This window comes from Xanthomonas sp. NCPPB 2250 (assembly GCF_056725265.1).
This window is the reverse complement of record NZ_CM161520.1, coordinates 873304-898591: the sequence shown is the minus strand read 5'-3', so window position 1 is coordinate 898591 and position 25288 is coordinate 873304. Positions and strand designations below refer to the sequence as shown.

The following is a 25288-nucleotide window of genomic DNA, read 5'->3' as shown; positions in this document are numbered from 1 at the left end:
AATATCGGGATTTGCGGGACGTCACCAGCGCTTCACCGACGAATCGTGAAGCTGCAGTGGATTATTTATTAAAGCGATCCCTGCATTATGCGCGTCACCTCCGCCTCCACTACCATTCTTCTGGTGGAGGACGACCAGACGATCCGGGAACTGGCCGCCGCCATGCTGGCGGCCGACGGCTACCGGGTCCTGTCGGCGGCAACCGCGCAGGAAGCGCTGGCGGTGATGGAACGGCATCCGGACGTGGCGTTGATCTTCAGCGACGTGCAGATGCCGCGCTGCGACGGCTTGAGCATGGTGCGCCAGTTGCGCCGCCGCGGCATCGTCACTCCGGCCCTGCTGACCTCCGGCATGCACGCGCCGGAACCATGGATGCTGCCGGAGCACACCGGCTTTCTGCCGAAACCGTACCGCCGCGCCGATCTGCTGGCGGCCTTGGATCGTCTGCAGACCGGAGCCTGAGCGGGGCGCCACCCCACGCCGCTTCCCCACTGCAATCGCATCCGCCAGACGGCCGGCCAGCGAATTCAGGCGAAGACCAGCTTTCCGTACCGTGCCGAACGGATCGCCGCCAGGCGCTCGGCGACGAAATAGGCCCCGGCGTTGGCATCGCGGAAATACACGCCGTCGAACGCGTGCCGGCCGAGTACCGCACCGTCGTGGCCACTGATGCAGATCTGCGGCTCGAGCACGCCATCCGGGCAGGTACGCAGCAGCCCGTCGAGGACGAAGCCGTCCAGCTCGCGGCGCATCTGCGGTTTCAAGACTGTCATGAGCACACTGCACCATAGACCGCATGAAGCTCGCACAACGGAGGTGGCGACCACGGTCGCACGGGGAGCACGGCACGTGTCCGGCAACGGAAGCTAAACGATTCATTCGCACGTGCAACGCGATCCATGCTTGCGGCGTCTGACGTTCAGCAAATCCACTATGCGCCGCACTCTCCATTTCGCCGTAGACAAGCGCGCGCTTCACGCCTCTTTTATCGCGCCATTTGTACTTTGCTCGTGCATTATCGCACTGCAACATCGCCGTTCCGTTTCGACGCTGCTGTGCCTCTTCCTTCGTTTCGCGTCGCGCGCCCGCCAGGACGCGCGCCGGCAGTCGCTTTCCGCTTTTCGTGTGCCCCGTCCTCCCCCTTCCCAGACGGAACCGCCATGTCGCCCCCCACCCCCGCCGACCTGACCGACAGACAACGCGATACCCATCCGGTGCTGCATGCGCCGCGCCGCCGCTACCGCGATGCGCGCGGCCGCTTCGTCCGCAATGCCGAGGTGACGGTCAAGCTGCACCCGGCGCCGCGCCGGACCAGCCTGTTCGTGACCTCCGAGATGGCCGACTTCATCAAGGCCGGCGGCCTGGGCGACGTGGCCGCGGCCTTGCCGCGCGCGCTGCGCAGCAGCTGCGACATCCGCGTGCTGATCCCCGGCTATCCGTCGGTGCTGCGCACGACCGGGCCGCTGGAGATCGTCGGCCGCATCGCCGCGCATGCCGGGCTGCCGGATTGCGCGCTGGGCCGGGCCGAGCGCCCCGATGGTCTGTGCGTGTACGTGCTGCTGTGCCCGCAGCTGTTCGAACGGCAGGGTTCGCCCTATGTGTGCAGCGAAGGCCGCGACTGGGAAGACAACGCGCTGCGCTTCGCCACCCTGTCCCACGCTGCCGCGCAGATCGCCGGCGGCCAGGCCGGGCTGGACTGGACGCCGGAGCTGCTGCACCTCAACGACTGGCCGTGTGCGCTGGCCGCCGCCTACGTGCGCTGGTCCGGCGGCCGCACGCCGTGCCTGCTGACCATCCACAACCTCGCCTACCAGGGCTTGTTCCCGTATGCGATGGCCGGCGCCCTGGGCATCCCCGCCGAGGGCCTGCAGGACCTGGAGTTCTACGGGCAGATGTCGTTCCTGCGCGCGGGCATCGTCCATGCCGACCATGTGAATACGGTCAGCGTCAGCTACGCCGCGCAGATCACCGGCCCGGCGCAGGGCTGCGGCCTGGACGCGCTGCTGGCACGGCGCGCCGCCAGCGGCCGCCTCAGCGGCATCGTCAACGGCATCGACGCCAGCTGGGATCCGCGCACCGACGCGCACCTGCCGGCGCACTTCGGTGTCGGCCAGATCCAGGGCAAGCGCGAGAACGCGGCGCAGGTGCGCCAGGCGTTCGGCCTGCTCGACAGCGACGGTCCGCTATTCGCGGTGGTCTCGCGGCTGGTGCACCAGAAGGGCCTGGACCTGATCTGCGAGGTGGCGCCGCAGATCGTCGCCGCCGGCGGCCAGATCGTGATCATCGGCGGCGGCGAGCCGCAGATCGAGCAGGCGGTGGCGGCGCTGGCGCGGCGTTACCCCGGTCATGTCGGCGCGCACATCGGCTTCGAGGAGCCGCTGGCGCGGCGCATGTTCGCCGGCTCCGACTTCCTGCTGATGCCCTCGCGCTTCGAGCCCTGCGGGCTGAGCCAGATGTATGCGCAGCGCTTCGGCAGCCTGCCGATCGCGCATGCCACCGGCGGCCTGATCGACACGGTGGACGACGGCGTCACCGGCTTCCTGTTCGAGGAAGCCTCGGCCGACGGCCTGCGCCGCTGCCTGCAACGGGTGTTCCGCACCTTCCGCCTGCCGGGTCTGCTGCAGGCGATGCGCCGCGCGGCGATGCTGCGGCCCAGCGGCTGGGAGCTGGCCGGGCGCAAGTACATGGCGCTGTACGAGCGCACCGCCGCCACGACCGCCGGCACCATCCCGGCCGCGACCAGCGCCGCGGTGTCGGCCACGGCGAGTGCCATGGCCGCCGCATGAGCGATCGGGAACACGCCGTGGACCCGGCCGCCGGCGGGGACCCGGCGGCGGACACGGAGGACGACGGCGACGGCCTTGCCCTGCAGGTACTGGCACGCGGCGAGGCGATCGATGCATTCGCCTGGCTTGGCCCGCATCCGCAGGCCGACGGCACGGTGCGGGTGCGCGTGCTGGCGCCAGGCGCCGAGGCGCTGGGCCTGCTCGACGCGCAGGGCAAGCTGATCGCGCGGATGCGTGCCCACCCGCAGGCCGACGGCCTGTTCGAGGGCGAGCTGAAGCAGCCCATGCCCTACCGGCTGCGCATCGTCTGGCCGGACGCGGTGCAGGAATGCGACGACCCCTATGCGTTCGAGCCGATGCTCGATCCGGCCTGGCTGCAGGATCTGGCCGCCGGCGACGGCGCGGCCCTGCGCACCGCGCTCGGCGCGCACCACGCCCGCGTCGGCGAGGTGGAGGGCGTGCGCTTCGCGGTGTGGGCGCCGCAGGCCAGGCGGGTGGCGCTGGTCGGCGACTTCAACGGTTGGGACGCGCGCCGGCATCCGCTGCGCTTTCACGCGGACGCCGGGGTCTGGGAACTGTTCGTGCCCGGGCTGCACGGCGGCGAGCACTACCAGTACGAACTGCAGGCCGCCGACGGCAGCGTGCTGCCGCGCAAGGCCGATCCGGTGGCGCGCTGCAGCGCCCTGACGCCGTCCACCGCCTCGGTGGTGCCGTACGCCGACAGCCATGCCTGGGGCGATGCGGCCTGGCTGGCGCAGCGCGAGGCCCAGGCCGGCAGCGCGCAGCCGCTGAGCGTCTACGAGCTGCATGCCGGCTCCTGGCGCCATGACGGCAACGGCCAGCCGCTGCACTGGGATGCGCTGGCCGCCGAACTGATCCCCTACGTGCGCGGGCTCGGCTTCACCCATATCGAACTGCTGCCGATCGCCGAATATCCGTTCGGCGGCTCCTGGGGCTACCAACCACTGGGCCTGTACGCGCCCACCGCGCGCCATGGCGACGCCGACGGCTTCGCGCGCTTCGTCGATGTCTGCCACCAGGCCGGCATCGGCGTGTTGCTGGACTGGGTCGGTGCGCACTTCCCCGACGATGCGCACGGCCTGCAGCGCTTCGACGGCAGCGCCCTGTACGAACACGCCGATCCGCGCGAAGGCGTGCACCGCGAGTGGAATACGCTGGTCTACAACTACGGCCGCCCGGAAGTGGTGGCCTACCTGATCGGCAGCGCGCTGGAGTGGATCGAGCGCTTCCACGTCGACGGCCTGCGCGTGGATGCGGTGGCGGCGATGCTGTACCGCGACTACGGCCGCAACGCCGGCGAATGGATTCCCAACGCCCACGGCGGCCGCGAGAACCTGGAGGCGATCGCCTTCCTGCGCCGGCTCAACGACGAGATCGCGCAGCGCTTCCCCGGCGTGCGCACCATCGCCGAGGAATCCACCGCGTGGCCGGGTGCGACCGCGCCCACGGCACAGGGCGGGCTGGGCTTCAGCCACAAGTGGAACATGGGCTGGGCGCACGACACCCTGCGCTACCTGCAGCGCGATCCGCTGCACCGGCAGCACCACCACAGCGAGATGAGCTTCGGCCTGGTGTACGCGTTCTCCGAGCATTTCGTGCTGCCGCTGTCGCACGACGAGGTGGCGCGCGGCAAGGGCTCGCTGCTGGCGCGCATGCCCGGCGACGCCTGGCAGCGCTTCGCCAACCTGCGCGCCTACCTGGCCTTCATGTGGGCGCATCCCGGACGCAAACTGCTGTTCATGGGCTGCGAGTTCGGGCAGTGGCAGGACTGGGACCACGACCGGCCGCTGGACTGGGTGCAGGCGCAGCAGCCCGAGCACCGCGGCGTCGCGCGCCTGGTCGCCGACCTCAACCGGCAGTTGCGTGCCTTGCCGGCGCTGTACCGCAGCGACCGCAGCAGCGACGGCTTCGAATGGAGCATCGCCGACGATCACCACAACAGCGTGTTCGCCTTCGTCCGCCACGACCGCGATGACGATACGCCGCCGCTGCTGGCGGTGAGCAACTTCACGCCGACCGTACACCACGATTACCGCGTGGGGGTGCCGCGTGGCGGACGCTGGCGCGAGATTCTCAACAGCGACAGCGGCTATTACGGCGGTTCCAACCAGGGCAACGGCGGTGTGCTGTCGACCCTGCCGCAGCCGATGCACGGGCATGCGCAATCGCTGGCGCTGACCCTGCCGCCGCTGTCGACCCTTTGGCTGCAACCGGACCTTTGACCATGGCCACGACCGCTGTCTCGATCGACTCCCCTGCCGCCCCGCGTGCGGCGCTGCGCCCCGGCGCCTGGCCGGGCGCCAACGGCGAGGTCGCCTTCGCGCTGTGGGCGCCGGATGCCGCGCGTGTGGAGCTGGTGTTCGGCGACGATCGGCGGCAGCCGCTGGAGCTGATCGGCGACGGTTATTTCGCTGCCACCCTGGCGTGCGCACCCGGCACCCGCTACCGCTACGCCATCGACGGCGGCACGCCGGTGCCGGACCCGGCCTCGCGCTGGCAGCCGGACGGCGTGCACGGCGCCAGCGCGGTGCTGGCCACCGACGGCTACGCCTGGCGCCACGGCGACTGGCGCGGCCGACCCTGGGCCGAGACCGTGTTCTACGAACTGCATGTGGGCACCTGCGGCGGCTACGCCGGGTTGCGCGCACAGTTGCCGACCCTGGCCGCGCTCGGCGTCACCGCGATCGAACTGATGCCGCTGGCCGAATTCCCCGGCCGCCACAACTGGGGCTACGACGGCGTGCTGCCGTACGCGCCGGCCTCGGCCTACGGCCATCCCGACGAACTCAAGGCGCTGATCGACGAAGCCCACGGCCTGGGCCTGAGCGTGTTCCTGGATGTGGTCTACAACCACTTCGGCCCGGACGGCAATTACCTGGGCCAGTACGCCTCGACCTTCTTCCGCGAGGATGCGCCGACCCCCTGGGGCGCGGCGATCGATTTCCGCCTGCCGCCGGTGCAGCGCTACTTCATCGACAACGCGCTGATGTGGCTGCACGAGTACCGCTTCGACGGTCTGCGCCTGGATGCCGTGCATGCGATCGTGCCCAACGCCTTCCTGGATACCCTGCGCGAGGCGATCACCGCCAGCGTGGCCGACGGGCGCCACGTGCACCTGGTGCTGGAGAACGAGGCCAACCAGGCCGACGTGCTGGAGCGCGGCTACAGCGCGCAGTGGGACGACGACTTCCACAACAGCCTGCACGTGCTGCTGACCGACGAGCACGAGGGCTACTACGCCGGCTTCGCCGACGCGCCGGCGCAGCACCTGGCACGCGTGCTCGGCGAAGGTTTCGCCTTCCAGGGCCAGGCCGACCACCGCGGGCACGCGCGCGGCGAGCCCAGCGGCCATCTGCCGCCGCACAAGTTCGTGATCTTCGCGCAGAACCACGACCAGATCGGCAACCGCGCCCGCGGCGACCGGCTGATCACCCAGGTGAGCGAACCGGCGCTGCGCGCGGCGCTGGCGCTGACCGCGCTGACCCCGATGATCCCGCTGTTCTTCATGGGCGAGCCGTGGGGCAGCCGCACCCCGTTCCAGTTCTTCACCGATTTCGCGCCGCCGCTGGACGAGGCGGTGCGCGAGGGCCGGCGCCGCGAGTTCGCGCACTTCGCCGCCTTCGCCGATCCGGAACAGCGCTCCACCATTCCCGACCCCAACGCGCCGAGCACCTTCCAGGCTTCCATCGCCGACATCAGCGACGCCACCCATGGCGACGGCGCGCGCTGGCGCGACTGGTTCGCGACGCTGCTGGCGCTGCGCCGCCAGCACCTGGTGCCGGCGCTGACCCAGGCCAGCGCGCTGGGCGCGCGGGTGATCGGCCCGAAGGCGATCGCCGCGGGCTGGCGCCTGGGCGATGGCGAATGGCACGTGGCCGCCAACTTCGGCGACGCACCGGTGGCGCTGGACCTGCCTGGCAGCAGCGTGCACGCGGAGAACGCCGGCGATGACGCCGCGCAGTTGCCGCCCAACGCCTTCGTCGCGCGCTACCGGCCCGGCAACGCCGCATGAGCGCCCGCTGTCGCGACGCCATCGCGACAGCGTCCCCGGCACGCTGGCCGCCTCGTTCGCTGCCCACCGCCGCGCACGCGCTGCCGGCGCGTGCGGGCGGGACCGCGGCGGATCCCTCTTTCGCCTTGCTGCCCGGTTTGCCCTGCCCATGACCGACACTTCCCTGCACACCCTGGCCGACGCCGCCGGCCTGCTGGTCGACTGGATCGATGCCAGCGACACGCCGCGCACGGTCGGCGACGACACCCTGCGCCATGTGCTCGGCGCACTGGGCCTGGACGCGCGCGACGCCGCCGCCTGCCGCGACAGCCTGCGCCGGCTGCAGGCCGATGCCGCGCTGCCGCCGCTGCTGACCGCCGACGTCGGCGCGCCGGTCGAAATCGGCGCCGCGCCCGGCACGGCGTACCGGCTCGACAGCGAAGACGGCCAGGCACTGCAAGGCCACTGCGACGCGCAGGGCCGCCTCGTCGCGCCCGATACCGCCGGTTACTGGACCCTGCAGCATGGCGACCGCCGCACCACCCTGGCGGTGGCGCCGCCACGCTGCTACGGCGTCGCCGACGCGGTGGGCGCGGGGCAGCCGCGGCGCTGGGGCCTGTCGCTGCAGGTGTACTCGGCGCCGGGGGCCTACGACGCCGGCATCGGCGACGCCGATGGCACCGCCGCCTGGGCCGCGCGCATCGCCGCAGCTGGCGGCGATGCCATCGCGCTGAGCCCGGTGCATGCGGCGCGACCGATCGGTTCGCACTACAGCCCCTACTCGCCCAGCGATCGCCGCTTCCTCGATCCGTTGCAGGCAGCGCCGGCGCGCGTGCTCGGTGCCGCTGCCGCGCAGCGCGCGCTGGAGACGGCCGGGCTGGCGCAGGCCTTCGCCGAGGCGCAGGCCCGCCCGCTGATCGACTGGCCAGCCTGCGCTGCCTTGAAGTGGCAGTGGCTGCGGCAACTGCATGCCGACTTCGCTCAGGCCGATGCCGCCCTGCACGCCGACCTGGCCGCGTTCGAACGCGAGGGCGGCAGCGCCCTGCACGCGCACGCGGCGTTCGCCGCGCAGGACTTCGGCGATGCCGATCCGGGCCTGCACCGCTTCGCGCAATGGCTGGCCGCGCGCAGTTGGGCCGACGTGCAGCGGCAGGCACGCGCCGACGGCATGGACATCGGCCTGATCGCCGACCTGGCGGTGGGCTTCGACGCGCACGGCGCCGAGGCCGCCGCCTGGCCGCAGGCGGTGCTGCAGGGGCTGGAACTGGGCGCACCGCCGGACGCGTTCAACGGCGATGGCCAGGCCTGGGGCATCTGCGGCTATGCACCGACCGCGCTGCGCGCCACCGGCTTCGCGCCGTTCATCGAATTGCTGCGCGCGGTGATGCGCGATCGCGGCGGCGTGCGCATCGACCACATCCTCGGCCTGCTGCGGCTGTGGGTGATCCCGCGCGGCGCGCCCTCGTCCACCGGCGTGTACCTGCGCTATCCGCTGCACGACCTGCTGCGCCTGCTGGCGCTGGAGTCCTGGCGGCACCGCGCGATCGTGATCGGCGAGGACCTGGGCGTGGTGCCGGACGGCATCCGCGCGGAACTGTCGCGCCGCGGGGTGATGGGCATCGACGTGCTGCTGTTCACCCGCGACCGCGACGGCGCGTTCCTGCCGCCGGCGCAGTGGCGCCCCGACGCGCTTGCCACCACCACCACCCACGACCTGCCGACCCTGCGCGGCTGGCGCCGCGGCGAGGACATCGACTGGCGCCGGCGCCTGCAGTTGAGCGACGCCGCGCAGCAACACGCCGACCACCAGGCGCGCAACGACGACGTCGCGCGCATGGACCAGGCGGTCGCCGCCGCGCTGCCGCCCGCGGAGGCCGCCGACCCGGAACTGGGCGCACTGCGCTTCGTCGCCGCCACGCCGTCGCCGCTGGCGCTGCTGCCGGCCGAGGACGCGCTGGGCCTGGACCAGCAACCCAACCTGCCCGGCACCGTCGACGGCCATCCGAACTGGCGCCGGCGCCTGCCGGCACCCGACGCGGCGGCCGCCGCTGCCACCCTCGCCACGCGCCTGGACGCCTTCGCCCAGACCCGCCAGACCACCGCCACCGCCGCGCAAGGAGCCGACGCATGCGCATGATTCCCCTGCGGGCCACCGCCCGCCTGCAGCTGCATGCCGACTTCACCCTGCTCGATGCCGCCGCGCAGGTGCCGTACTACGCCGGGCTGGGGATCAGCCACCTCTACCTGTCGCCGATCGGCACCGCCGTGCCCGGCTCCACCCACGGCTACGACGTCACCGACCCGCGCCAGGTCAATCCCGAACTCGGCGGCGAGCCGGCGCTGCTGCACCTGTCCGAGCGCGCGCGCAGCCACGGTATGGGCCTGATCCTGGACATCGTGCCCAACCACATGGCCACCCACCCGAGCAATCCGTGGTGGTGGGACGTGCTCACCCATGGCCGGCGCAGCCGCCATGCCGGCTGGTTCGACATCGACTGGCGCGCGCCCGGGCGCGAAGGCAAGCTGTGGCTGCCGGTGCTGGACCGCCCCTATGCGCAGGCGCTGAGCGAAGGCGCGCTGCAGTTGCAGGTGGCCGAGGACGGCAGCGTGGTCCTGCTGCACCACGACCAGCGCTTCCCGATCCGCCTGGACGGCGCCATCGCCCAGGAACCGGCCAGCGCACGCCCGGCGTGGGCGGCGCGGCTCAACGACGCCGCACGGCTGGGCGACGACGCCCTGCACCGACTGATCGAACGCCAGTGCTATCGCCTGGCCTGGTGGCGGGTCGGCAACGACATGCTCAACTACCGCCGCTTCTTCGACATCACTTCGCTGGCGGCGCTGCGGGTGGAGCAGAACGACGTGTTCGCCGCGGTCCACGAGTTGCCGCTGCGGCTGGTCGCCGAAGGCCATCTGGATGGCGTGCGGGTCGACCACGTCGACGGCCTGGCCGACCCCACCGGCTACGTGCAGCGGCTGCGCACGCAACTGGACCGCGCCGGCCGCCGCCGCGGCATCGCCCCGGGCGGCGTCGCCCTGTACCTGGAAAAGATCCTGGCGCCGCACGAGCAGTTGCGCAGCGACTGGCCCTGCGATGGCACCACCGGCTACGACTTCATGGACCAGGTCGCCGCGGTGCTGCACGACCCGGCCGGCGCTGCGCCGCTGACCGCCCTGTGGCAGCGCTGGAGCGGGCGCAGCGGCGATTTCGGCCAGGAACAACGCGCCGCGCGCGACGAGATCCTGCAGGGATCTCTGCAGGCCGAGTTCGTGCGCACGGTGCAGGCGCTGGGCGCCGCCGCGCACCTGGATCCGCTCACCCGCGAGTTCAGCCCGCAGATGCTGGCGCGCGGGCTGATGGCCTTGCTGCGGCACTTCGAGGTGTACCGCACCTATGCCAGACCGGACGGCCTGGACGACGACGATGCCGCCCGACTGGCCCAGGCCGCGCAGCGCGCGCGCGTCGGCGCCGAGCCGCGGGTGTGCGCGGCGATCGACGCGATCGAACGCTGGAGCCGCGATGGCCGCGGCACCGGCAAGGCGCAGGTGGCGCTGCGGCGGATCGTACGCCGGCGCCTGGAACAACTGTCGGCACCGCTCAACGCCAAGTCGGTGGAGGACACCTCCTTCTACCGCCACGGCGTGCTGCTCTCGCGCAACGAGGTCGGCAGCGAGCCGGACGTGTTCGCGCTGACGCCGGCCGAATTCCACGCAGCCAACGCACGACGCGCGGAGCACTATCCGCGCGCGCTGCTGGCCACCGCCACCCACGACCACAAGCGCGGCGAAGACGTGCGCATGCGGCTGGCCGCGCTCAGCGCGCAGGCGCCGTGGTGGGAGGCGCAGGTGGCGCGCTTCCAGGCGCTGTCGGCCGACCTGCTGCCGGCCGGCAGCGCCGCGCCGTTGCCCGGCGACCTGCTGATGCTCTGGCAGATGCTGGTGGCGGCGTGGCCGCTGGAACTGGCGGTGGACGACGCCGATGGCCTGCGCGACTACGCCGAGCGCATCGGCGCCTGGCAGCTCAAGGCCGCGCGCGAAGCCAAGCTGCGCACCCACTGGACCTGGCCGGACGAGGACTACGAGCGCAATGCGCGCGCCCTGCTCGACGCGGCGCTGCTGCAGCCGGCCGGCACCGCGCTGCGCGAGGCGCTGGCGCAGGCGGCCGCGGCGCTGGCCCCGGCCGGCGCGCTCAACAGCCTGGTGCAGACCACCCTGCGCCTGACCCTGCCCGGTGTGCCCGACCTGTACCAGGGCAGCGAAGGTTGGGATCTGTCGCTGGTGGATCCGGACAACCGCCGCCCGGTGGACTACGCGCTGCGCCAGGCCTGGCTGCGCGATGCCACCGCGCCGGACGCACTGCTGCAGGACTGGCACAGCGGCCACGTCAAGGCCTGGCTGACCGCACAGCTGCTGCAGCTGCGGCGCGCGCATCCGGACCTGTTCGCGCACGGCCGCTACACGCCGCTGCAGGCGCAGGGCCCGCAGGCCCAACACGTACTCGGCTTCGTGCGCGAACACGAGGGCGCCTCGCTGGTGGTGGTGGTACCGCGGCTGGGCGCCGCCGCGCAGGCGCTGCGGCCGGACGCGCCGCTGCGGGCGCAGTTCGATTGGCGTAACACGGTTCTGACACTGCCGCAGGCACAGTATCGTCCGGTGCTGGCCAGTGCTACCGTCGACGCGACGTCGGCCATTGCGGTGTCGGCGCTGTTCGCCGAGTTCCCGGTGGCCGTGCTGGTCGCCTCCCCCTGATCTCGCAAGAAGCCATGGACGCAGAAACACGCCAACGCCGCATCCGCCAACTCGCACACGAAATCTGGGAAGCCGAAGGGCGACCCGACGGCCACGCCGCCCGCCATTGGGCCATGGCCGAACGCCTGGTGGCCGCGGAAGCGGCCGCCGAAGCCGATGCCGAGGCGCTGCCGCCGTCGCAACCGCGACGCAGCGCCGGCAACGGCAGCACTTCTTCCTAAGGATCCTTCATGCCCGTGCGCAAGCTCACCCGCCGTTCGCGTATCCGCGAGGGCCTGCCGTATCCGCTGGGCGCCACCTGGGACGGCCTGGGGGTGAACTTCGCGCTGTACTCGGCGCACGCCACCAAGGTGGAGTTGTGCCTGTTCGACGATCGCGGCCGCGAGATCGAACGCATCGCGCTGCCCGAGTACACCGACGAGATCTGGCACGGCTACCTGCCCGACGCGCGCCCAGGCCAGCTCTATGGCTACCGCGTGTATGGTCCGTACGCGCCCGACGCCGGGCACCGCTTCAATCCCAACAAGCTGCTGCTCGATCCCTACGCCAAGCAACTGGTCGGCGAACTGAAATGGGCGCCGGCCCTGTTCGGCTACACCATCGGCCACAAGGATGCCGACCTCAGCTTCGATCGCCGCGACAGCGCCGCCTACATGCCCAAGTGCGCGGTGATCGATCCGGCCTTCACCTGGGGCAAGGACCAGCGCCCGCAGACGCCGTGGGACAGCACGGTGATCTACGAGACCCACCTGCGCGGCACCACCATGCGCCACCCCTCGGTGCCCGAGGCCTGGCGCGGCACCTTCTCCGGGCTGAAGGTCGACGAGGTGGTCGAGCACATCAAGCGCCTGGGCATGACCGCGGTGGAACTGCTGCCGGTGCACGCCTTCGTCGACGACGAATACCTGCTCAAGCAGGGCCTGCGCAATTACTGGGGCTACAACACCATCGGCTTCTTCGCCCCGCACCCGCGCTACATGGCCACGCGCACGGTGTCCGAGTTCAAGCAGATGGTGGCGCGCCTGCATAGCGCGGGGCTGGAAGTGATCCTGGACGTGGTCTACAACCACACCGCCGAAGGCAACGAGCTGGGGCCGACGCTGTCGTTCAAGGGCATCGACAACGCCAGCTACTACCGCCTGGCCGAGGACCGCCGCTTCTACATCAACGACACCGGCACCGGTAACACCTTCGACCTGACCAATGCCGGCGCGCTGCGCATGGTCAACGACTCGCTGCGCTACTGGGTGTCGGAGATGCACGTGGACGGGTTCCGCTTCGACCTGGCCACCATCCTCGGCCGCGAGCACCACGGCTTCGATCCCAAGGGCGGCTTCCTCGACGCCTGCCGCCAGGACCCGCTGCTGAGCCAGGTCAAGCTGATCGCCGAGCCATGGGACGTGGGCCCCGGCGGCTACCAGGTCGGCGGCTTCCCGCCGGGCTGGTCGGAGTGGAACGACAAGTTCCGCGACAACGTGCGCGCGTTCTGGCGCGGCGACGAAGGCCAGCTGGCGGAACTGGCCACGCGCCTGACCGGCTCGGCCGACCTGTTCCACCACCGCGGCCGCCGCCCCACCGCCTCGGTCAACTTCGTCACCGCCCACGACGGCTTCACCCTGCACGACCTGGTCAGCTACGCGCACAAGCACAACGAGGCCAACGGCGAGCACAACCGCGACGGCTCGGACAACAACATCTCCGCCAACTATGGCGTGGAAGGCGAGACCGACGACGAGCAGATCAACGCGCTGCGCCTGCGGCAGATGCGCAACATGCTGGCGACCCTGCTGCTGTCGCAGGGCACGCCGATGCTGCTGGCCGGCGACGAGTTCGGCCGCAGCAAGGGCGGCAACAACAACACCTACTGCCAGGACAACGAACTGACCTGGCTGAACTGGGAAGCCGGCCCGCGCGCGCACCAGCTCAGCGCCTTCGTCTCGCGCCTGACCCACCTGCGCGCGCACTACCCGCTGCTGCACCGCGCGCGCTTCTTCGATGGCGTCTACGACGAGGAACTGGGCATCAAGGACGTGACCTGGCTGGCCCCGGACGGCGAGGAGATGACCGAAGCCTCCTGGCACGACCCGCACGCCCGCGCGCTGATGATGCGCCTGGACGGCCGCGCCCCATCCAGCGGCCTGCGCCAGGCTGCATCGAACGTGACCCTGCTGATGATCGTCAACGGCGCGGTCGAGGACGTGCCGTTCACCCTACCGTTGGTGGAAGGCGAACACTGGCGCGTGCTGATCGACACCGCCGAACGCAACGGCGAACACGGCCTTCCCGGCGGTTCGCAATGGCACGGCATCGGCCGCTCGCTGACCCTGCTGGCCGCCGAGCGCGACAGCAAGTCCACGGCCGCGCATCACCGCAATGCGGATGCGCCGACGCCGTGAGCCGATGGGAGCGCCTGGCGATCTGCCGGGCGCTGGGGGTCGCGGCTGAAGCCGCTCCTACGAATGACAGCTCGCAACGTCCGCCTTCTGTAGGAGCGGCTTCAGCCGCGACCAGAGATCAATGGAACTCAGATACCGCCGCGCCGCGCTGGCCGCACACCGCAAGCAACCGGGCCGATAACGCCTTCGGCAGCAACGTGAGGGTGGTTCACTGGCGCCCACCCCGCTCCACATACGGCCGCGCCTGCAGGATCACCACCTCGTCGCCGACCACCGCCCACTCGATGTCCTGGTCGGCGCCGCCCAGCGCCTGTTTGGTCATCGCGCCGACCTTGGCCAGTCGCGCGATGAGGGCATCGGTCAGTACCTGGCGGGTGCCGACGATCGGCACCTCGCGTACGCCGCCGGCGGCGTTGGCCACGAGCTGGGTGTCCTCGGCCGAGCGGCTCAGCACCTGCACCGCCCTGGACCAGCTCGAATACATCACCTGTTCGGCCTGGCGCTTGCCCTCGACCACGCGGATGCCCAGGCCGCGCTTGGCCGAAATGTAGGTGACATGGCGGCGCGCGGCATCGAACGGATCGCGGGTGATCATCACCCCGGAGCTGTCGGACGGCGCGGCCAATTGCACCAGCACCGCCATGGCCACCGCGTCCTGCGGCAGGCCGGCGGCGGCGCGCGCTTCGTAGGCCTCGAAGTTGTACACCGACGCCCACACCGTCTGCACCGCCTTGGCCAGTGCGTCGGCGCGGGTGACGTTGGGCACGGTGGTATACAGGCCGGCGCCGCTGAAGCCGGGCAGATCCTCGGAGTTGGACGAGCTGCGCACGAACACGCCGGCGCCGTGCAGTTGCGCCTGCCACTGCGCCTCCAGCGCGCGCACGAAGGCGGGATCGGGCGCGGCGTCGGCGATCTCGGCACGCAGCGCCGCCAGCGCGGCGCGGCGCACCTCCACGTCGGTGGCGAAGCCGGGGCGGCGCTGCAGGTCGCGCAGGCGCTGGTCGACCTGCAGGCGCTGCAGCGTTGCCTGGTAGAACGCGAACGGAATGCAGAAGCCGTCCGGCACGCGCGCGGCCGGCGGCAGCACCGCTTTCAGCGTGCCGAGATTGGCCGCCTTGGTCCCGCAGGCGCGGCTGTCGCGGGCGCGCAGCGCCGCCAGCGGTTTGAGCGCGGCCACGCTCAGGTCCGGACGCGGCAGCGCGCGGGCCGCGGTGCGGGGAGCGGCAGCGGGTGCGGCCGCCGGCGGACCCGCCAGCGGTGTCACCCGGTAGTCGTTGTGGGTGACATCCAGTTGCACCCAGCGCCCGTCGTACTGGCGCAATGTCGCCTGCGCATCGCGCACGTACACGTTGGGAATGCCCCAGCCCTTGGCCAGCAGGTTGACGTGCGACAGCAGCGTGGACGGGCGCTGCGTGACCAGGCCGGCGACCGGCGCCAACGCGATCGGCACCTCGTCCAGTACCGGGATGTCGCGCGGCGACAGGGTACGGAACTGCGCCTCCGAGCGCACGATGCGCAGCCGCCCCTCGGCATGGCCGGTGTTCAGCGGCAGGAAGCGCTGCTCGCGCAGCAGCGCCTCCTGGGTGACGAACGCCAACCCGGCGCTGCGGGCCAGTTGTTCGTGCAGCGTGGAGTTGGTCTTGAACCGAAGCGTGTCGAAGAACGACGCGCGCAAGGCGGCGTCGGTCTGCTGCAACAACGGTGCGGTAAGGACGTCGCCCTCCCAGAACTCGTAGGTGTAGCCCGGCAGATCCTGCTGCCAGCTCAGAGTCCCGAACAGGAAGCGACGCTGCGGATCGCGGTACTGCGCCTTCAGCGCCGCCTTGCCCATGCCAGGCGCCAGGCGCTGGCGCACGAACTGTTCGTGCAGCGGGAAGCGCGGGGTGTTGAGGTAGTAGACGCGCCCGCCCCGCTGCCGGTCGATCACGAACAGCAGATGCGGCAGCTCCAGCGCGGTGCCGGCGTTGTAGATCCGCGCGAGCTGCAGGAACTGCGCACGGCTGTCGAGGCGCGGCAGGGAATCGGGCCCCGTCGCCGGCTGCACGGCGGCGTTGCTGCCCGGGCGTTGCTCGTAGGCCGACGGCTTGCGCGCGGTCTGCGCCGGAGCGGGCGCCACCTGCCACAGCAGCGCGAAAAGGACACACCACGCCGACACGCGTGGCCACGAAAGGGACGGACGGGCTCGATCCATGATGCCGGTTCGGGAGGGCGACGAGCGCGGATCATACGCCAGCGCCTGCGCGTTGGCTGCGCGGCCAGGCGTTGCCGGGCATGGCCCGGCGTTTGCTGCCGCCGCGGGCCGTTGGGATGACGGGGGAGAATGACAGCCGCTGCGGACAGCTCCACCCGACCGACCTTTCGGTATCGTTGACCGACAGAACGCTGCGCAGTCGCGTGCGGCCCCGCCACATGCCTGCCGCGAGCTGACGCATTTCGCCCCAGCAAGGAGTCCGCATGCCGCTGTATCCCCTGTTCGCCGACCTGGCCGGACGCCGCGTGCTGGTCGTCGGCGGCGGCGAGGTGGCGATGCGCAAGATCGAGGCGCTGCTGCACGCCGGCGCCGACGTGCTGGTGTACGCGCATGCGCTCAACCCCACCGTGGCGCAGTGGCTGGCGCAGGGCCGCCTGCAGCGCGCCGACGGCGCCTTCGACCCGCAGTGGCTGGACGATGCCTGGCTGGTGGTGGCCGCCACCGACGACGACGCGTTCAACCGGCAACTGGCCGAACAGGCCGGGGCGCGGCGCAAGTGGGTCAACGTGGTCGACGACGCCGCACTGTCGACGTTCCAGGTGCCGGCGATCATCGACCGCGACCCGCTGTTGATCGCGATCTCCTCCAGCGGCGCGGCGCCGATGCTGGCGCGACGCCTGCGCGAGCGCTGGGAAACCGAACTGGACCATTCCTACGCCGAACTGGCGCAGCTGTTCGCGCGCCACCGCGCCGCGATCCGCGCGCGCCTGCCGGAGCTGGCGCAGCGCCGGCGCTGGTTCGAACAGGTACTGGAGGGGCCGGTGCAGACCCTGCTGCAGAGCGGTCAGCGCGATGCTGCCGAACAGGCCTTCGCCGACAGCCTGCAGCGCAGCGACGAGGTACCGCGGCAAGGCAGCGTGTGGCTGGTCGGCACCGGCAGCGGCGATCCCGGCGCGCTGACGCTGAAGGCGCTGCGTGCGCTCAATCAGGCCGACCTGCTGCTGGTAGGTGCGCAAGTGAGCGCGGCAGTGCTGAGCCTGGCGCGCCGCGATGCCAGCCGCCAGCCGCTGCCGGACGATCCGGCAGCGCACCTGGCGCTGCTGGTCGAACAGGCGCAGGCCGGGCAGCGCGTGGTCAGCCTGCTGCCGGGCGATGCGTTCCGACAGCCGCCGCACGCGGCGCTGGCGGCGCACTTGGCCGCCGCAGGAATCGCCTGCGAGGTGGTTCCCGGAGTGGCACCGGGCTGAGAGCTTAAGCCGGCAGCGGCGGCACCGGTTCGTCGGCTGCGCGCTCGCGCTTCGCCGTCACCAGGTGCTTGCGCATGCCCACCCACAACGCCAGCGACAGCAGCGAGATGCCGCCCAGCAGCAGGAACGCGGCGCGGTAGCCGAACCCCTGTGCGATCCAGCCGCCCAGTGCGGGACTCAGTGCCGCGCCGACGCCCTGCATCGTCATCACCGCGCCCTGCCCGACGTTGACCCGGCCGGTGCCCTGCAGCAGGTGCGCCACCAGCGCCGGCACCGCCACGCTCTGCAGGCCCGCGCCGACGCCGTCGAGGATCTGCACCGGGAACACGCCCCAGGTGTGGATGACGCTGGCGGCGATCAGTCCGCGCAGCGGCAGCGCCAGGAAGGTCAGCAGCAGTACCCACCAGTGCCCGCGCACGCGGATCAGGCGCATCGCCAGCAGCGAGGCGAACACCATGGTGGCCTGGGCGACGATGATGGTGGTGGCGGTCAGCGCGTTCGGGTCGCCCTGGTGCGCGGCCACCACGGCCATGCCGTACAGCGGCAGCATCGCCGCATTGCCGAGATGGAACAGCGCCAGCGCCGCGGCCAGTACCAGCAAGGGCTTGCAGGTCAGCAGCACCGACCAGCCGCTGACGTGCTCGCCATGCTCGTCCTCCGTCTCGGCCATGCCGCGTGCGGCACGATGATCGATGGCGTCGCGCGGAATCATCAACACCGAAATGATGGCAAGCACGCCGAAGCAGCCGGTCAGCACGAACACCGCGCCGAAACCGAATTTCCAGCCGAGCAAGCCGGCCAGCGCCGCGGCCACTACGTTGCCGGCGTGGCTGCCGACTTGGTTGCGCGCGATCTGGTGATCGAAACCGGCCTGGCGCACCAGGCCCAGGGTGATGCCGGACAGGGCCGGCCCCAGCGCGGCGGCGGCGAGCGCGGTCATCACCTGCGCGGCGATGACGCCGGGCAGGGTCGGCGACCACCACAGCAGCGCCGAGGCCAGCAGGATCATGCTGCAGCCGACCACCACGATGCTGCGCTTGCGCTTGGTCGCATCGACCAGCGCGCCGCCCGGCGTGGTGGCGAGCATGCCGACGATGCCGCCGGCGGTCATCACCGAGCCGATCGCGCCGAGCGACCAGCCCTTGGATTGCAGGAACACACTCAGGAACGGGCCGAGCCCGTCCTGCACGTCGGCCATGGTGAAGTTGAGCGCTTCCAGCGCGCGCGTGCCGCGCGGGCGCTTGCCGGCACCGCTCATGCGCGCACCGCCGGCGACGCGGGCGACGACAAGGACAGGAGAACGTGGTGCTGCGCAGGCGCGATGGGCGGCATGACGGTGTCCTGGATGAGCGGGCGGAAACACAGGCGCGGCGGTGGCCAGGGGCACACCGCCGCGACGACTCGGGACTCAGTGGGGCTTGGGCTTGGGCTTCGGTTTCGGCTTGGGCCCGTCCTTCGGCGCAGCATCATCCGCATGCGCGTGCAACGGCTTGTGATGAGGCTTGGGCGGCTTCGGTTTCAGCGGCTGCAGCGTCGCGTCGCTGGCGCCCAGCGCCTGCGCATGCAGCACCTGGCCATGCGCGGACTCCAGCAGTTCGCCCTGCGCCGCCAGCGGCTTGCCGGCGGCGAGCCAGCGCGCCGATTCCGGCACCGCGTGCGGCGGGAAGCGCACGATCAGCCCGTCCTCCAGCAGCGCGCCATGCACCTGCCCGTGCGGGCCGTGCAGCAGCCGCGCGATGGTGCCGGCGTGACGCACCGCGTTCTGCGCGGGCTTGGGCTTGGCCGGCGGCTTGGGCTTGGGTTTGTGCGGACCGGCATGCGGGCCTTCGTCGACGATGCGCGCGGCACCGTCCGGATCCACCGCCAGCGCCACCAGCACATCGGCGCCGCGCGGCTTGAGTCCGCGCACGCCGAGGCCGGCGCCCGGACGCAGCGCCTTCAGCAGTTGCGCCGACAGGTGCGGCGGGGTGTGCACTTCGGTGCCGTCGTCGAACAGCAGGCCGTCGACGTCGGCCTTGGGGTTGAGCAGGAAGCGCGCGAGCGTGCCACGGGTTTCCGGCAGGGAATCGGGATCGACCCAATGCATTGCATTCTCCAGACGAACAAGGGATGCCGGCGGGGGCCGGCAGCGCCCGCCGCGAACGGCGGGCGCAGGGGTCAGGCGCGATGGAGCAGCGCCCGGGTCAACGCGGGGCCGGCGGCGGCGGTGGGGCGGCCGGCGCACCCGGCGCGCCCGGCGGCGGCGGAGCCGCCGGCGGCGCAGGCGGGGCCGGCGGCGCGAACACCGCCTGCAGCGAGTTGCGGTCGCGGCCGACCTGAGTGGCTTCCACCGAGCGACCCACCTGGGTCAGCACGCCGAAGCCGTTGACGCTCAGGCGCGCGCCCGGCCGCAGCAACTCGCCGTACTGCAGGGCGGCGTGCGGCGGCATGCGCACCACGGTGCCGTCGCTGAGCAGCACGCCGGCGGTGTCGCCGCGCGGGCCGTAGACCAGCCGCTCGATGCGGCCATCGGCCTGCAGCGGAGTCAGGGCCGGCGGTGCCGGGGGTGCCGGCGGCGGCGTCATCGGGTTCGGCGGACGGTCGACCACCTGCTTGCCGCTGCGACGCGCGGTGATGGTGCTGGCCTGCAGGAGCGGCAGGCTGCCCAGGCGATAGCCCTGCACCGAGATCGCATCGCCACGACGCACGGCGGCCTGCAGATCGGCCGACAGGTGCGGCGGGAAGCTCACCTGGGTGCCGTCCATCAGCCACAGACCATCGACGTCGCCGTTGGGGTTGAGCATGAAACGCTCGACGGTGCCGTCCACGCGCACCGGCGTGGCAGCGACGGGGGCCGCGGGCGGCGGCGGCGGTGCCGGGACACTACCGGGCGCCGGCGGGGCGGGAGGTGCGGGCGGCGCCGGCACCTGCGCGGTGGCGGCAGCAGCGGCGGTGGCCAGCACCAGGGACAGAGCGAGTGCGCTACGACGGATCATGGGAGTTCCTCCTGAGCGGCAAGGGGGCGCCGCTCGCAGGAGAAATAATGCAGAGGCCGTGCCAACCTTTAAGTCATTGATCTTTAAATGAATCGAGTGCCGATCTGGCGTCGGCAGCGTCTCCATTCCATCCACACCTGTCCGCTTTGCGGACAGGTGTGGATGGAACGGGATTGGAGATTGGGGATTGGGGATTCGTAAAAGCGGGTGCCGCAGCCTGATGTCAGGCGCTTTCACGAATCCCCAATCCCAAATCCCCAATCCCGGCGGCGCGCGCCAGCGCGCCGCCTACAGCCCGTACTCGTCGAGCTTGCGGTACAGGAGCTGGCGATGGATGCCGAGCCGGCGCGCGGCCTCGGCGCGATTGCCGTGGGCCTGGGTCAGCGCCGCCTGGATCATCTGCCGTTCCAGTTGTGCGATCGCCTGCGGCAGGGTCAGCGTGTCGGTGTCGAGCGCCGTGGGCGTCTCGGCGGGCTGGGCCAGCAGTTCGTCCAGGTCGTGCGCCTCCACCACCGGCGCGCGCACCAGCACCTGGCAGCGCTGCATGGCGTTGCGCAATTCGCGCACGTTGCCCGGCCAGGGATAGGCGCGCAGGCGCGCCTGCGCTGCCGTCGACAGCGTCTGCGGGGTGCTGGCGCCGGCGGCCAGGAAGTGCTGGGCGAGCAGCAGGATGTCGTCGCCGCGCTCGCGCAGCGGCGGCAGTTCGATCGGCACCACGTTGAGGCGGTAGCGCAGGTCGCTGCGGAAGCGCCCGGCGTCCACCGCCTGCAGCAGGTCGCGGTGGGTGGCGGCGATCACCCGCACGTCCACCTTCTGCGCGCCGCGCCCGCCCAGTGGCGAGACCTCGCCTTCCTGCAGGAAACGCAGCAGCTTGGCCTGCATCGGCAAGGGCATGTCGCCGATCTCGTCGAGGAACAGGGTGCCGCCATCGGCGTCGCGGATCAGGCCGTTGCGGTCGCTCACCGCGCCGGAGAACGCGCCCTTGCGATAGCCGAACAGTTCGCTCTCCATCAGCTCGGCGGGAATCGCCGCGCAATTGATCGCCACGAACGGCTGCGCGGCGCGAGCGCTGGCACGGTGCAGCGCGCGCGCCGCCAGTTCCTTGCCGGTGCCGGTTTCGCCGGTGATGAGCACCGGCAGGTCGGACGCGGCGGCCAGGCCAATGCGCTTGTGCACGGTGCGCATCGCCGCGCTGTGGCCGAGCAGCGCGTCGTCCTCCTCGGCCGGCATCGCCGCTGCGGCCTCCGGCGCATCATCGCCGCGGCTGCGCAGGGCACGCTCGACCACCTCGGCGATGTCGGCGCGGCCCACCGGCTTGACCAGGTGATCGAAGGCGCCGAGCTTCATCGCCTCGATGGTGTTGCCGCTGGAGGCATGCGCGGTGAGCATCACCAGCGGCACGCGCATGGCCTGCGCATCGTCCTGGCGCGCGCGCATCAGCGCGATGCCGTCCATGCCGGGCATGCGGAAGTCGACGAAGGCCAGGTCGAGGTCGCCCTCGCCCAGGCGCGCCAGGCCCTCGCGCGGATCGGCCACGGCCACGACGTCGTGGCCGAACGAGCGCAGCGTCGCCTGCAGGGTGCTGAGGAAGGCCAGGTCGTCGTCGATGATCAGGATGCGCGCCATGGCAACTCCAGGCTGAACTCGGTGATGCCGTCGCGATGCGTGTAGTGCGCCTCGCCGCCATGGGCGCGGGCGATCTCGCGCACCAGCGCCAGGCCCAGGCCATTGCCATCGCTGCGGCCGCTGGCAAACGGCTCGAACAGATGCGCGGCCACCGGCGCCGGCACCGGCTCGCCCTGATTGCGCACGCGCAGGTGCAGCAGGTCGTTCTCGGCCTGCGCCACCAGGATCACCTCGGTGCCGGGCGTGGCGTGCTGCAGGGCGTTGCGCAGCAGGTTGTGCAGGGCGCGCGCGGCCTGCTGCGGATCCAGCATCCACTGCTCTGGCGCCGCTTGCAGGCGCAGCGCGATCGGCGGCGCCTGCCCGTCCCAGTCGGCCGGATCCAGCAGCGCCTGCAGCCACGGCTGCAGCGCCACCGTCTGCCGGTGCAGGCGGATCGGCTGGACCATGCCGAGCAGGCTTTCCACCACGCCGTCCAGGCGCTGGATCTGCGCCAGCATCAGTTGCGCCTGGGCGTCGTCGGCGCCGTCCGCGTGCGCGGCGATCTGGTTTTCGAGCGCCAGCCGCAGGGTCGCGATCGGGTTGCGGATCTCGTGCGCCACGGTCGCGGTCATGCGCCCCAGCGCAGCCAGGCGTTCGTGCCGCGACAGCTCCTCGCCGAGCCGGCGGGTCTCGGCCAGTGCCTGCGCGCTGCGTTGCGCATAGTCGGTGACCGCGGCGCCGAGCCGGTCCAGCTCCGGCGCGCCGGTGCGCGGGATCTGCGGCACCTCGGCCGGCGTCGCCAGCGCCTGCTGGATGCCCTGCAGGCGCTGGCTCCAGCGCCGCACCACCCAGCCCAGCGCCAGCGCCGAGACCACCACCAGCGCCAGGATCAGCGCCATGCCCAACGCCAGCGGCAGGCTGGCGGCGGCATCGCTGGAGGCCACGCGGGTCATGGCCCAGGCCGCGGCATTGCGGTCCAGCGGGCAGGCCGCGATCAACAGGCTCTCGCGCTGCCCGTCGCGGCGATAGTCCACCGGGTGCTGCGCCTGTACCCCGCGCTGTGCGGTGGACACGATGACGTTGCGCTCGGCCGAGGGCACGTCGGTCTTGTGCTCGCTGCCGTCGTACGTCGGATAGGCATAGGCGACGAAGCCGCGCTGGCGGTCCCAGAAGCCGCCTTCCACGCCGGCGGCATCGGCCAGCACCAGCTGCGAGACCACCGCCGCCAGGCCGGTGCCGTCGCTGCCGTGGGCGGCGGCGCTGGCGCCGTTGTAGCGCTGCACCATGCGCGTGCACACCTCGCGCAACCCGGTCTGCGCGCGTTCGCTGCGCACGCCCTCGCTATGCCGGTACAGCCCGACCAGCACCACCGCCATGCCCACGCAGGCGGCGACGATGACGATCCAGATCAGCAGCAGTTGCCGCAACAGCGAACGGGGCATGGACGTCCTTGGGCGCAACGGAAGAGGCGGGGCGAACCGCGGCGATCGTAACCGCGCCGCGGTGCCTGCGGCGACTCAGCGCAGGTTGGTCTTGACCAGCTCCAACACCTCGTCGCCGCGCCCGCTCATCACCGCGCGCAGCAGGTACAGGCCCATGCCCTTGGCCTGTTCCAGCTTGACCGCCGGCGGGATCGCCAGTTCCTGGCTGGCCACGCGCACGTCCACCAGCGCCGGGCCGGGATGCGCGAACGCCTCGCGCAGGGCCGGCTCCAGTTGCGCCGACTCGTCCACGCGCAGGCCCAGGATGCCCATGGCGTTGCTCATCGCGGCGAAGTCCGGATTGCTCAGGTCGGTGCCGGTGTCCAGGTAGCCGGCCGACTTCATCTCCATCGCCACGAAGCCGAGCGAGCCGTTGTTGTAGACCACCACCTTCACCGGCAGGCCGAGCTGGGCCAGGGTGATGAAATCGCCCATCAGCATGGTGAAGCCGCCATCGCCGGACAGCGAGATCACCTGCCGGCGCGGGAACTGCGCCTGCGCGCCGAGCGCCTGCGGCATCGCATTGGCCATCGAGCCGTGGTTGAACGAACCGAGCAGGCGGCGCTGGCCGTTCATGGTCAGGTAGCGCGCCGCCCACACCGTCGGCGTGCCGACGTCGCAGGTGAAGATCGCATCGGCATCGGCCAGCGCATCGACCATGCGCGTGACGAATTGCGGATGCAGCGGCTCGCCGGGCGCCGAGGCCACCGCCAGGTCGTCCAGGCCCTCGCGCGCCTTGCGGTAATGGGCCAGCGACTTCTCCAGGAAGCCGCGATCCTCGCGCCGCTGCAGGCGCGGCAGCAGCGCGGCGATGGTTTCGCGCACGTCGGCGGCAATGCCCAACTGCAGCGGCGTGCGCCGGCCCAGCGCGGCGGGGTCGTTGTCGACCTGCACGATGGTGGCGTCCTTGGGATAGAACTGCCGGTACGGGAAGTCGGTGCCGAGCATCAGCAGCGTGTCGCAGTTGAGCATGGCCTGGTAGCCGGAACTGAAGCCGATCAGGCCGGTCATGCCGACGTCGAACGGGTTGTCCCATTCGACGTGTTCCTTGCCGCGCAGCGCGTGCACGATCGGCGCGCCGAGCGCATCGGCCAGCGCCACCACCTCGTCGTGCGCGCCGGCGCAGCCGCTGCCGCACAGCAAGGTGGTGGCCTTGCTCGCCTGCAGCAGATCGGCCAGCTTGGCCACGTCGGCGTCGGCCGGCAGGATGCGCGGCGCGGCCAGCGCCGGCCACGTCGTCGGCGTGCCCTTGGGCATTTCCTGCAGGGCGACGTCGCCGGGGATCACCACCACCGCCACGCCGCGGCGCAGGATCGCCGTGCGCATCGCCCGCTGCAGCACTTCCGGCATCTGTGCCTGGTTGGTCACCAGCTCGACGTAGTGGCTGCACTCGCGGAACAGTTCCTGCGGATGCGTCTCCTGGAAATAGCTCAGGCCGATTTCCGAGGATGGGATATGCGCGGCGATGGCCAGCACCGGCTGGTGGCTGCGGTGGCAGTCGAACAGCCCGTTGATCAGGTGCAGGTTGCCCGGGCCGCAACTGCCGGCGCACACCGCCAGCTTGCCGCTGACCGCGGCTTCGGCGCCGGCGGCGAACGCGGCCACCTCCTCGTGGCGCACGTGCATCCACTCGATGCTGTCCATCTGCCGCAGCGCATCGGTCAAGCCGTTGAGGCTGTCGCCGGTGACGCCCCAGATCCGCTCCACGCCCGCGCTGTGCAGGGTTTCGGCGAGCAGGCGGGCCATGGTCTGCTTGGACATACGTGCTGATCTCCGGGTGGGGAGCGGCATGGTCGCACCGCGCGCGTTACCGACGCGTGGCGCAGCGGCTGCATGCCCGCGCCCG

The 25288-nt window shown here is 71.6% G+C and carries 17 protein-coding genes; 9 read left to right on the top strand and 8 right to left on the bottom strand.

The annotated features are described in order from the left end of the window. Window positions 1-87 precede the first annotated feature (87 nt). Window positions 88-462 (top strand): response regulator, encoded by a 375-nt coding sequence (locus AC1PMG_RS03735; RefSeq protein WP_481110712.1) that lies wholly within the window; start codon window positions 88-90, stop codon window positions 460-462. A gap of 65 nt (window positions 463-527) precedes the next feature. Here the strand turns inward: AC1PMG_RS03735 and AC1PMG_RS03730 are convergent, their stop codons facing one another. Then, window positions 528-773, bottom strand: coding sequence for a hypothetical protein (locus AC1PMG_RS03730; protein WP_226978442.1), 246 nt, complete (start codon window positions 771-773; stop codon window positions 528-530). A 387-nt stretch (window positions 774-1160) separates the two neighbouring features. On the opposite strand from AC1PMG_RS03730, the gene glgA reads away from it, so the two are divergent. From glgA to glgX, 7 genes are all read left to right on the top strand, one after another. After that, entirely contained in the window at window positions 1161-2786 is a 1626-nt protein-coding gene (gene glgA / locus AC1PMG_RS03725; protein ID WP_481110711.1) for a glycogen synthase GlgA, read from the top strand. Next, window positions 2783-5029: a 1,4-alpha-glucan branching enzyme gene (locus AC1PMG_RS03720; RefSeq protein WP_481110710.1), complete on the top strand. Its 2247-nt coding sequence runs from the start codon at window positions 2783-2785 to the stop codon at window positions 5027-5029. The genes glgA and AC1PMG_RS03720 overlap by 4 nt, the downstream gene beginning before the upstream one ends. 2 nt (window positions 5030-5031) lie before the next feature. Beyond that, complete coding sequence (gene treZ / locus AC1PMG_RS03715; RefSeq protein WP_481110709.1) at window positions 5032-6819, top strand: malto-oligosyltrehalose trehalohydrolase; 1788 nt, start codon at window positions 5032-5034, stop codon at window positions 6817-6819. 148 nt (window positions 6820-6967) lie between these two features. Further along, on the top strand, window positions 6968-8935 hold the full coding sequence (gene malQ, locus AC1PMG_RS03710; RefSeq protein ID WP_481110708.1) for a 4-alpha-glucanotransferase: 1968 nt from the start codon (window positions 6968-6970) through the stop codon (window positions 8933-8935). Continuing rightward, on the top strand, window positions 8932-11547 hold the full coding sequence (gene treY, locus AC1PMG_RS03705; RefSeq protein WP_481111603.1) for a malto-oligosyltrehalose synthase: 2616 nt from the start codon (window positions 8932-8934) through the stop codon (window positions 11545-11547). The genes malQ and treY overlap by 4 nt, the downstream gene beginning before the upstream one ends. A 14-nt stretch (window positions 11548-11561) precedes the next feature. Beyond that, window positions 11562-11768, top strand: a complete 207-nt coding sequence (locus AC1PMG_RS03700) for a DUF2934 domain-containing protein (RefSeq protein ID WP_081613481.1) — start codon at window positions 11562-11564, stop codon at window positions 11766-11768. A gap of 9 nt (window positions 11769-11777) precedes the next feature. Beyond that, on the top strand, window positions 11778-13943 hold the full coding sequence (gene glgX, locus AC1PMG_RS03695; protein WP_267109867.1) for a glycogen debranching protein GlgX: 2166 nt from the start codon (window positions 11778-11780) through the stop codon (window positions 13941-13943). A gap of 208 nt (window positions 13944-14151) precedes the next feature. Here the strand turns inward: glgX and AC1PMG_RS03690 are convergent, their stop codons facing one another. Then, complete coding sequence (locus tag AC1PMG_RS03690; protein WP_481110707.1) at window positions 14152-16134, bottom strand: PEP/pyruvate-binding domain-containing protein; 1983 nt, start codon at window positions 16132-16134, stop codon at window positions 14152-14154. Window positions 16135-16397: 263 nt separating this feature from the next. Here AC1PMG_RS03690 and AC1PMG_RS03685 point away from each other — a divergent pair, with 263 nt between their 5' ends. Next, the gene (locus AC1PMG_RS03685) at window positions 16398-17381 is read left to right on the top strand and encodes an NAD(P)-dependent oxidoreductase (RefSeq protein ID WP_481110706.1); all 984 of its coding nucleotides are present in this window, start codon (window positions 16398-16400) and stop codon (window positions 17379-17381) included. Window positions 17382-17385: 4 nt separating this feature from the next. On the opposite strand, the gene AC1PMG_RS03680 is transcribed toward AC1PMG_RS03685, so the two are convergent. The 6 genes from AC1PMG_RS03680 to poxB form a co-directional block, all read right to left on the bottom strand. Then, window positions 17386-18639: an MFS transporter gene (locus AC1PMG_RS03680; protein WP_481110705.1), complete on the bottom strand. Its 1254-nt coding sequence runs from the start codon at window positions 18637-18639 to the stop codon at window positions 17386-17388. A 150-nt stretch (window positions 18640-18789) separates the two neighbouring features. Further along, window positions 18790-19467 carry a hypothetical protein gene (locus tag AC1PMG_RS03675; RefSeq protein ID WP_481110704.1) on the bottom strand — a complete coding sequence of 226 codons (678 nt, stop codon included), beginning with the start codon at window positions 19465-19467 and terminating at the stop codon, window positions 18790-18792. A 97-nt stretch (window positions 19468-19564) separates the two neighbouring features. Next, the gene (locus tag AC1PMG_RS03670) at window positions 19565-20356 is read right to left on the bottom strand and encodes a hypothetical protein (protein WP_481110703.1); all 792 of its coding nucleotides are present in this window, start codon (window positions 20354-20356) and stop codon (window positions 19565-19567) included. A 288-nt stretch (window positions 20357-20644) separates the two neighbouring features. Next, entirely contained in the window at window positions 20645-21982 is a 1338-nt protein-coding gene (locus AC1PMG_RS03665) for a sigma-54-dependent transcriptional regulator (protein WP_481110702.1), read from the bottom strand. Beyond that, complete coding sequence (locus AC1PMG_RS03660) at window positions 21967-23403, bottom strand: sensor histidine kinase (RefSeq protein ID WP_481110701.1); 1437 nt, start codon at window positions 23401-23403, stop codon at window positions 21967-21969. Before AC1PMG_RS03660 ends, AC1PMG_RS03665 begins: the two co-directional genes overlap by 16 nt. Window positions 23404-23478: 75 nt before the next feature. Then, entirely contained in the window at window positions 23479-25188 is a 1710-nt protein-coding gene (gene poxB, locus AC1PMG_RS03655; protein ID WP_481111602.1) for a ubiquinone-dependent pyruvate dehydrogenase, read from the bottom strand. Between the last annotated feature and the right edge of the window lie 100 nt (window positions 25189-25288).

Coding starts and splice junctions, on each gene's coding strand:
- AC1PMG_RS03735 (WP_481110712.1), top strand. CDS start 88: ATGCGCGTCACCTCCGCCTCCACTACCATTCTTCTGGTGGAGGACGAC.
- AC1PMG_RS03730 (WP_226978442.1), bottom strand. CDS start 773: ATGACAGTCTTGAAACCGCAGATGCGCCGCGAGCTGGACGGCTTCGTC.
- glgA (WP_481110711.1), top strand. CDS start 1,161: ATGTCGCCCCCCACCCCCGCCGACCTGACCGACAGACAACGCGATACC.
- AC1PMG_RS03720 (WP_481110710.1), top strand. CDS start 2,783: ATGAGCGATCGGGAACACGCCGTGGACCCGGCCGCCGGCGGGGACCCG.
- treZ (WP_481110709.1), top strand. CDS start 5,032: ATGGCCACGACCGCTGTCTCGATCGACTCCCCTGCCGCCCCGCGTGCG.
- malQ (WP_481110708.1), top strand. CDS start 6,968: ATGACCGACACTTCCCTGCACACCCTGGCCGACGCCGCCGGCCTGCTG.
- treY (WP_481111603.1), top strand. CDS start 8,932: ATGATTCCCCTGCGGGCCACCGCCCGCCTGCAGCTGCATGCCGACTTC.
- AC1PMG_RS03700 (WP_081613481.1), top strand. CDS start 11,562: ATGGACGCAGAAACACGCCAACGCCGCATCCGCCAACTCGCACACGAA.
- glgX (WP_267109867.1), top strand. CDS start 11,778: ATGCCCGTGCGCAAGCTCACCCGCCGTTCGCGTATCCGCGAGGGCCTG.
- AC1PMG_RS03690 (WP_481110707.1), bottom strand. CDS start 16,134: ATGGATCGAGCCCGTCCGTCCCTTTCGTGGCCACGCGTGTCGGCGTGG.
- AC1PMG_RS03685 (WP_481110706.1), top strand. CDS start 16,398: ATGCCGCTGTATCCCCTGTTCGCCGACCTGGCCGGACGCCGCGTGCTG.
- AC1PMG_RS03680 (WP_481110705.1), bottom strand. CDS start 18,639: ATGAGCGGTGCCGGCAAGCGCCCGCGCGGCACGCGCGCGCTGGAAGCG.
- AC1PMG_RS03675 (WP_481110704.1), bottom strand. CDS start 19,467: ATGCATTGGGTCGATCCCGATTCCCTGCCGGAAACCCGTGGCACGCTC.
- AC1PMG_RS03670 (WP_481110703.1), bottom strand. CDS start 20,356: ATGATCCGTCGTAGCGCACTCGCTCTGTCCCTGGTGCTGGCCACCGCC.
- AC1PMG_RS03665 (WP_481110702.1), bottom strand. CDS start 21,982: ATGGCGCGCATCCTGATCATCGACGACGACCTGGCCTTCCTCAGCACC.
- AC1PMG_RS03660 (WP_481110701.1), bottom strand. CDS start 23,403: ATGCCCCGTTCGCTGTTGCGGCAACTGCTGCTGATCTGGATCGTCATC.
- poxB (WP_481111602.1), bottom strand. CDS start 25,188: ATGGCCCGCCTGCTCGCCGAAACCCTGCACAGCGCGGGCGTGGAGCGG.